Origin of the sequence: Brasilonema bromeliae SPC951 (assembly GCF_012912135.1) — a bacterium.
Lineage (GTDB): Bacteria > Cyanobacteriota > Cyanobacteriia > Cyanobacteriales > Nostocaceae > Brasilonema > Brasilonema bromeliae.
The window spans coordinates 9,521-17,437 of record NZ_QMEB01000129.1 but is presented as its reverse complement, the minus strand read 5'-3'; the positions used below and the strand labels follow the sequence as shown (position 1 = coordinate 17,437).

The 7,917-nt window shown below is 44.0% G+C and carries 6 protein-coding genes; 1 reads left to right on the top strand and 5 read right to left on the bottom strand.

Going from position 1 to position 7,917, the window contains the following annotated elements; all coding sequences use genetic code 11:
* On the top strand, window positions 1-282 hold a 282-nt coding region (locus DP116_RS16695), incomplete at its 5' end, for a Uma2 family endonuclease (protein ID WP_169156250.1).
* A gap of 224 nt (window positions 283-506) precedes the next feature.
* Here the strand turns inward: DP116_RS16695 and DP116_RS16690 are convergent.
* The 5 genes from DP116_RS16690 to psbA form a co-directional block, all read right to left on the bottom strand.
* Window positions 507-2,192: a serine protease gene (locus tag DP116_RS16690; RefSeq protein WP_169156249.1), complete on the bottom strand. Its 1,686-nt coding sequence runs from the start codon at window positions 2,190-2,192 to the stop codon at window positions 507-509.
* A gap of 36 nt (window positions 2,193-2,228) precedes the next feature.
* Window positions 2,229-4,334 (bottom strand): tetratricopeptide repeat-containing S1 family peptidase, encoded by a 2,106-nt coding sequence (locus DP116_RS16685; protein ID WP_169156248.1) that lies wholly within the window; start codon window positions 4,332-4,334, stop codon window positions 2,229-2,231.
* A 198-nt stretch (window positions 4,335-4,532) separates the two neighbouring features.
* Complete coding sequence (locus DP116_RS16680; protein ID WP_169156247.1) at window positions 4,533-5,306, bottom strand: S1 family peptidase; 774 nt, start codon at window positions 5,304-5,306, stop codon at window positions 4,533-4,535.
* Window positions 5,307-5,328: 22 nt separating this feature from the next.
* On the bottom strand, window positions 5,329-5,943 hold the full coding sequence (locus DP116_RS16675) for a COP23 domain-containing protein (RefSeq protein ID WP_169156246.1): 615 nt from the start codon (window positions 5,941-5,943) through the stop codon (window positions 5,329-5,331).
* A 330-nt stretch (window positions 5,944-6,273) separates the two neighbouring features.
* Window positions 6,274-7,356 carry a photosystem II q(b) protein gene (psbA, locus tag DP116_RS16670; protein ID WP_169156245.1) on the bottom strand — a complete coding sequence of 361 codons (1,083 nt, stop codon included), beginning with the start codon at window positions 7,354-7,356 and terminating at the stop codon, window positions 6,274-6,276.
* Window positions 7,357-7,917 lie beyond the last annotated feature (561 nt).

The following is a 7,917-nucleotide window of genomic DNA, read 5'->3' as shown; positions in this document are numbered from 1 at the left end:
ACTGACGAACCCGTAAGGGTTAGTACTAATTGGCGTGATGATTATCTCAAAAAATATGCTGATTATGAGGAAATGGGGATTCGTGAGTATTGGATCGTTGATTATGCTGGTTTAGGCGGAAGAGAGTTTATAGGAGATCCAAAACAACCTACTATTTTGGTTTGCTCATTGGATGAAGGTGAGTATCGAGTTACCAAGTTTCGAGGTGATGAGCATATTGTATCTCCCACGTTCCCAGAACTGACCTTAACTGCCCAACAGATTTTTAATGCTGAGACATGAATCCAAAATAGCGAATGAGTGCAAGAAATTTACTGACTGCGAGATGGGCGAGATGTTAAACACGTCCACGCTGTCTAAATAAGAAAAACAGAATTCTGCCTTCAGACTGGAAGTCTGAGGCTACACAAACAAAGCCTGCCTCCGCAGGCTACAAATTAGTCCGCGTAGGCGGACTTTGTCTGTATAGCCGCGAATTCCATTCGCCAGGTATTCACACAAGAAATTTACTGACTGCGAGATGGGCGAGATGTTATCTCCCTAATCTTAGGATTTTCTAAAAGCTTTTTCGTATCTGCTATTAGCTTATCGCCCCAGAGTAGTTCCTTCTTGAGAAACTTTAAATCAGCAAAACGTTTGTCCGAACGCAAAACCACTTCTACCGTTGAAAAACCCCATTCTTGCTCTCCTTTACTATAGAGTGCGACTGCAAGAGCTAATTGAGGTTGTACCTTTTTGCTGTCATTATTAATAGCAGTTTGAAACTGACGCATAGCTTCTTCTATATCTCCTTGTTCGTATTTGACCAACCCAATGTTGTAGTAGGCAAATGCATCTTTGGGGTCTAACTGAATTGCCTGGTTAAAATCTGCCAGTGCTGCTTGCTTGTCTCCCGACTCCTTACGGAGAAAACCCCTGTTGGTGTAGACTTTTGCATTTTTGGGGTCTAACTGAATTGCCTGGTTATAATCTGCCAGCGCTGCTTGCTTGTCTCCCGACTCGTAGCGGAGAACAGCCCGTTCAATGTAGGCAGGTGCATTTTTGGGGTCTAACTGAATTGCGGAGTTATAATCTGCCAGCGCTGCTTGCTTGTCTCCCGACTGATCGCGGATAGCACCCCTGTTGTAGTAGGTACCTGCCAATTTGGGGTCTAACTGAATTGCGGAGTTAAAATCTGCCAGCGCTGCTTGCTTGTCTCCCGACTGATAGCGGAGAACACCCCTGTTGTTGTAGGCATTTGCATTTTTGGGACTGAGTTGCAGTACCTTGTTAAAATCCTCACGAGCTGCCTGGTACTTCTTCAGATAATAGTAAGCGCTACCTCGTTGCAAGTAAGCATCAGGGTTATTGGGATTAATCCGCAAAGCTTGGTTGTAATCAGCGATCGCTCCTTGGTAGTCTTTTCTATTTTTCTTAGCTCCCCCTGAGCTAATTAAAGCTTCAGTTCTCCTTAGTGTTGTAAACGCTATAGCACCTGGTTGTTGTGCGGTTACTGGCGAACTTACCGGACGATTTCGAGTTGTTAAAACCATGTTAATCGGAATTCCCAACCTCCAACCTGCCAACAGTCGTGTTCCTTGTACCGTGAGATTTTGATCAAGTCTTGCTGCGTTAATCCCCACCACACGACCATTTTCATCTAGTACCGGACTACCACTCATTCCGGATATCGCCTGATTGTTATATGCCAAACCATAACCCTGCTGTGGGTTTTTGCTCAGACTTTCAATGATTCCAGCAAAGGTAAGATAGCTGGATTTGTTGGTTTTATCTGATAAATCATTAACTAAACCCCAACCTACCACATAAACCGTCATTCCTTGCCTGATTTGGTCAGAGTTACCTAAACTCGCAAGGCGGTAATTTTTCTTGCTTGTGAACTGCAAAATTGCAACGTCCAACCCAGGTAGTTCTTGGCTGCGGTAAACTGGGTAGCGACTGCCATCAGGTGTTTGAATTTCATATCTCCCATCGTTAGCCACCACGTGCTGATTGGTGATCACAGAATAAGTGTCACCTTTACGTTCAAAAATCACCCCAGAACCAATACCTTCACCAGTAATCAGAACAGTAAATTCTTTCGCAATGTCGCTGATTTGTGTTGGAGATAATGCGACAGCGAGTTGAGGTTGCACCATTACGACTGCTGCACCCATCAGCACCGGTGGTAGATGACGAGAAAAGAAATTCATATTTAAATTTTCCAACGCCATTTTTTTATATAAATATCATTGACTGCGAGATGGGCGAGATGTGATTTCTCGGATTTTGGGAGTTTGTAGGAGTTTTTGTGTATCTGCTATGAGCTTCTCGCCCCAAAGATTTTTTTTAAGAAACTCTACATCAGCATACCTATTTTCCGAACGTAAAGCAGATTCTGCCATTGTTAAACCTTTTTCCCGCTCGCCCTTTGTATAGAGTGCAACTGCAAGGGCTAATTGAGGTTCTACCTTTTTACTGTCATTATTAATAGCACTTTGAAATTGGCGGATAGCTCCTTCTACATCTCCCTGTTCGTATTTGACTAGCCCAATATTGTTGTAAGCTGAAGCAGGGTATACGTTATCCGATTCACTGTTAGCTTGAATTGCACGCTCATAAGAGGAGATAGCCTCTTGTTTTCGTCCTAGCTTCTGCAATATGGTACCTCGCTTAAACCAAGTTTCAGCAGGGCTTGCGCCGCCCCATTCACTGTTAACTTGAATTGCACGTTCATAAGAGGAGATAGCCTCTTCTTTTTGTCCTAGCTTGAATAAAGCATCTCCTCGCAGAACCCAAGCTTGGGAATATTTGGAATTGATGCGAGTAGCTTGGTTTAGATCTTCCAACGCTTTATTGTTATCTCCTTGGAGATAGTAACCAGCAGCCCGTCTGAGATAAGCATTGGCATCTTGAGGATTTCGTTGAATCGCCAAATTTGCATCAGCAATTGCTTGCTTGTATAACAATGTTGGGTCTTGCGCCTGCTTTATTTCTTGCTGTACTTGTTGACAAAGGGGTGTACTCAATTCTTGCTGACAAAGAACTGCGACTTTTTGAAAATCTGCGCTTGCTCCTTCCTTGTCTCCCCATATTAATTGGCGGCTAACACCCCTAAATTGGTATGTAGTGAAAAAGTTGGGATCTAGCTGAATTGCCTTATCGAAATCAGCGTTTGCTCCTTGCTTGTCTTTTGACATAGCGCGGGCAAAACCTCGTACAGCGTAGGCATGGGCAAATTTACGGTCTTGCTGAATGAACCTGTCTATATCCGCGATCGCTCCTTTATAGTCTTGTGATAAGAGGCGGACACTACCACGAGAAAGGTAGCTTAAGCTTAGGTTGGGAGCCAGGCGAACTGCTTGCTCACCATCAGCAAGCGCCCCCTGCAAGTCTTTCTGCTGAATGCGAAGAACACTCCGTTGGGCGTAAGCAACAGCATTTTTGGGATTGAGTTCCAATACCTTATTTAAGTCCACAGTAGCGGCTGGAAAATCCCCTAAGTAAAAGTAAGCAAAACTTCGTCGGAAGTAAGCATCAGGATTGTTAGGATTAATTCGCAAAGCTTGGTTGTAATCACCAATTGCTCCTCGGTAATCTTTTCTATTGGCTCTCACGCCTCCTAAGTTGATTAAAGCTTCAGCCGTGCGTTCCTGTGGAGCGGCTGCAACAGTAGAGGAAGCTGTTGTTGGGCGACTTCTGGCTGTTAAAACAGTGTTAACTGGAATTCCTATCCTCAAAACTGCTAATATCGTTTCCGTATTATAGGCTCGCCCATTAACTCCTACTACACGACCATTTTCATCCAACATCGGACCACCACTCATCCCTGGTATCACCTCATTGTTATAAACTAAGGCATAGCCACGATCAGCTTGCTTCACGCGACTGCGAATAAAGCCATTCGTAAATTGATAGGTACGTTCGTTGGTGATACCTGGTAAACTATCAGCCCAACCTGCTGCATAAATTGTTGAGCCTTCCCGTATTTGGTCAGAGTTTCCCAACTCTGCTAGACGATAATTCTTATTACTAGTAAACTGCAAAATTGCAATGTCTAACCCAGGCAAAACTTGGCTGCGGGAAACTGGGTAGCGACTTCCATCAGGTGTCTGAATCTCGTATTTCCCATCATTCTTAGGCACCACGTGCTGATTGGTGATCACAAGGTAGGTGTCACCTTTACGTTCAAAAATGATTCCAGAACCAATTCCATCCCCATCAATCAGAACAGTAAATTCTTTAGCAATGTCGCTGACTTGTATTGGAGATAATGCTACAGCTAATTGAGGTTGCACCATCACGACTGCTGCACCCATCAGCACTGCTGGAAGACGACGAGAAAAGAAATTCATATTCAACTTTTGCCCCAATTGTTATATCAAAATCAGACGTAGGGTGTGTTATGCCGAAGGCTAACGCACCTTAAATTGTCGATGGTGCGTTACGCTAAAGCGATAACACACCCTACAATTTAATTTTCTTTATTTTGAACTCCCCCGTATGCGCAGAGCGCACGCCCAGAGGGCTAACGCGCAGCGTGCCCGCAGGGCTTAGGGGGTTGATACCAACCGCCTAAATGTCTCAATCGGAATCCCCCAGCTAGATTTACTCATCTTCTCTCGCAAAGGTTGTTCCGGTTGAGTGCCATCTTGATAGACATATGGATTACCCCAAAGAGGTTCAGCGTGCATTCCATTAATAGCTACCACCTCACCAAAGCGATTGAGCAGTGGTCCGCCACTCATACCTTTTTGCAAATCGTTAGTATATCCAATTTGGTATCCACCTTCTAAAGCTTTCTTCAGAATTAAAGAAACTTTACCTGTTTTAAAAACAAACCCTTGGTCTTGATTTCTGTCAAAATCAAAGGGAAATCCAGCTGCAAACACTTCATTGCCCACATTTAAACTTGATGCAGAACCAATAGAGGCGATCGCATAGCTGACTTTAGGACTGCGAAACTGCAAAACAGCCAAATCATTGTTTTTAAAGTAGGGGGGAGAGTCTTTGGTGCTAGGGACGTCAGCCAGATACACATAACCATCGGGGGTTTGAATTTGATAGGGAGGTTTGCCTGACTTGAGTACATGAGCATTCGTCAGTACTGTATAAACTGAGTCTTGTTTGTGAATCAGAATACCTGACCCCAGAAAGTTTTTTGACAAGACTTTGACTGTAATCGACTTAGCTTTGTATTGCAGTTGGTTTCCCAAACGTTGGGTTAACGGTTGCTCAACACAAACCCCGACATTCGGTGCTGATGCTACCGACGAAATTGATAAACTACCAATACAGGCAACCAGTGTAAGTAAGCGCCATTGCATGTTGATTTAGTTTGCAATTTGCTTAACATTTCCAAAGAGGTTGTCCTGCTGGACAAGATGTGCTTCCTCTACCTTCCATTTTAGAAAGGAGTTTTTGGACATCAAGGTAAGCTGCGTCTTTTTCTGAGGAAACAACATCTCTGTTGGTGTTACCACTGAGTTCAACGATTCCAGGATTAGCCCCACCGCGACCATTAAGCAGTTGTTGTAGAATATCCTCAGGATCTTTACCAGGCTTGAGGGTGAGCAATATTCCCTCAGGCAAACAAGGACCACCATTTTCGCCAGCAACGCACAATACAGGTTGACGTTCGGACTTACCAGCGCGGAGGAAATTTAGCGTGCCGTTGTCGTAGAATCGTTGGAATCTGGCAGATATATCTTCACAGCGCCTTTCAGGAGTCCAAGGAGGAGCAAATCCTGCATCAACCCAGCGAATCATCGGGATTTTTCCCCGTGAGGTATTAACGAATGTTGCTGGAACACCCTTGCTCATTCCGCAGAAAAACTTTTGGTTTTGAGCATAACTGGGCTGAGTCAGAGTTGCAGTTGAACTGATGGCGAAGGCGACGGCGTAAAGCGCAGTGCTTTTACGAACCTTCGGACTGAGTATATCGGCAAATAAATTGAGTTTCATAGTTATTTCAATCCTTATGAAACTATCTTAAAATATTTACTTTTCGTGAGTCATTGTGATAGTTTGCCCGTAAAGTGCCATAGATGCACATTATTTTGACCCATTTAAACCTCCTGTTAGCAATCGACTCAAAAATCAATTCCAGTGTCAGTCCATTTTAATGGACTTCGACTATGAGCCTGGGACTTACAGTCCTAGGCGGACAAGAACGGAGTCAAATATTATTTCAATTATAAAAAAATATAAAAATCAGAAAGCGCCCTCTCTTTCAAGAAAGGCGCTTTTCACTTATGGAGGACGCGAAACATCACGTCCTTAGGCTATTAAGAATTAGCCGTTGATAGCAGGAGCAGAAAGTGCTACAGGAGCAACTTCTGTGCTAGCTAAGTCGAGGGGGAAGTTGTGAGCGTTACGCTCGTGCATGACTTCCATACCCAGGTTCGCACGGTTGAGCACATCTGCCCAAGAGCTAACCACGCGACCTTGAGAGTCAATCAGAGATTGGTTAAAGTTGAAACCGTTGAGGTTGAACGCCATGGTGCTGATACCCAGTGCGGTGAACCAGATACCGATGACAGGCCATGCAGCCAGGAAGAAGTGCAAGCTACGGCTGTTGTTGAAAGAAGCGTATTGGAAGATTAAGCGACCAAAGTAGCCGTGAGCAGCAACGATGTTGTAGGTTTCTTCTTCTTGACCGAAGACGTAACCGTAGTTCTGAGATTCAGTTTCGGTTGTTTCACGAACCAAGGAGGAGGTCACCAAAGAACCGTGCATTGCACTGAACAGTGAACCACCGAAGACACCAGCAACGCCCAGCATGTGGAAGGGGTGCATCAAGATGTTGTGCTCTGCTTGGAACACCAACATGAAGTTGAAAGTTCCAGCAATACCCAGAGGCATACCATCGGAGAAGGAACCTTGTCCGAGGGGGTAAATCAGGAATACGGAGGTTGCTGCTGCAACAGGTGCAGAGTAAGCTACGCAGATCCAGGGACGCATACCTAAGCGGTAGGATAACTCCCACTGACGACCTAACCAGCAGAAAATACCGATAAGGAAGTGGAAGATCACCAATTGGTATGGACCACCGTTGTACAACCACTCATCTAAAGAAGCAGCTTCCCAGATTGGGTAGAAGTGTAAACCGATAGCGTTGGAGGAAGGAACAACAGCACCAGAGATGATGTTGTTTCCGTAAATTAAAGAACCTGCAACTGGCTCACGGATACCGTCGATATCAACAGGAGGTGCTGCGATAAAACCGATGATGAAACAGATGGTAGCGGAGAGGAGGGTGGGAACCATCAGTACACCGAACCAACCTACATATAGGCGATTTTCGGTGGAGGTGATCCACTGGCAGAACCGCTCCCATACGTTGCCGCTTTCGCGACGTTGTATTGTTGTGGTCATTGTTTTATAAGTGCGATAAATGTTTTGACTGTTATTTATCAGGTAACTCCTTGAATTACCTGTCATGTTTTAATTTACATCAATTCACTTGAACTGAAGTGATTACTTAATACTTTGTTACAAGTTGTATTTTGTTTAAAAAAAGTAAAGTTATTCGTATAAACCTAACGAGAAATTTTATGGTGTGTTAAGTAAATAAGCACAATTAATAATTCAATATTTAAAATGAAATACAGTTTCAATCGAGGATTTCAACCCCTACTGAAGCTGAGACTATCTGTAAACATAGAGGTTTTAACAATTTAAAATTCCCTCATTCAAAATTAAAAAATAAAACATAATATCAATAGCTTAATCTTGGTGACAAATAACAACGGTGTGCAAGTCTTCCAGACAAAATTATTAAGAAAAATTAAGTACGTAGGGTGCGTTATGCCTGGTGGCTAACGCACCAGCATCAGGTTTTGGTGCGTTATGCACTCTCACACAACGCCAGATACTACAACGGGACGCCACGTGCTTCAAGTCGGGAAACCCGCCCAACGCAGTGGCTCGGGCTGT

Bases quoted from the DNA above. Each gene is read 5' to 3' on its own strand.
- DP116_RS16675 (WP_169156246.1), bottom strand. From the start codon at position 5,943: ATGAAACTCAATTTATTTGCCGATATACTCAGTCCGAAGGTTCGTAAA.
- psbA (WP_169156245.1), bottom strand. From the start codon at position 7,356: ATGACCACAACAATACAACGTCGCGAAAGCGGCAACGTATGGGAGCGG.
- DP116_RS16690 (WP_169156249.1), bottom strand. From the start codon at position 2,192: ATGAATTTCTTTTCTCGTCATCTACCACCGGTGCTGATGGGTGCAGCA.
- DP116_RS16680 (WP_169156247.1), bottom strand. From the start codon at position 5,306: ATGCAATGGCGCTTACTTACACTGGTTGCCTGTATTGGTAGTTTATCA.
- DP116_RS16685 (WP_169156248.1), bottom strand. From the start codon at position 4,334: ATGAATTTCTTTTCTCGTCGTCTTCCAGCAGTGCTGATGGGTGCAGCA.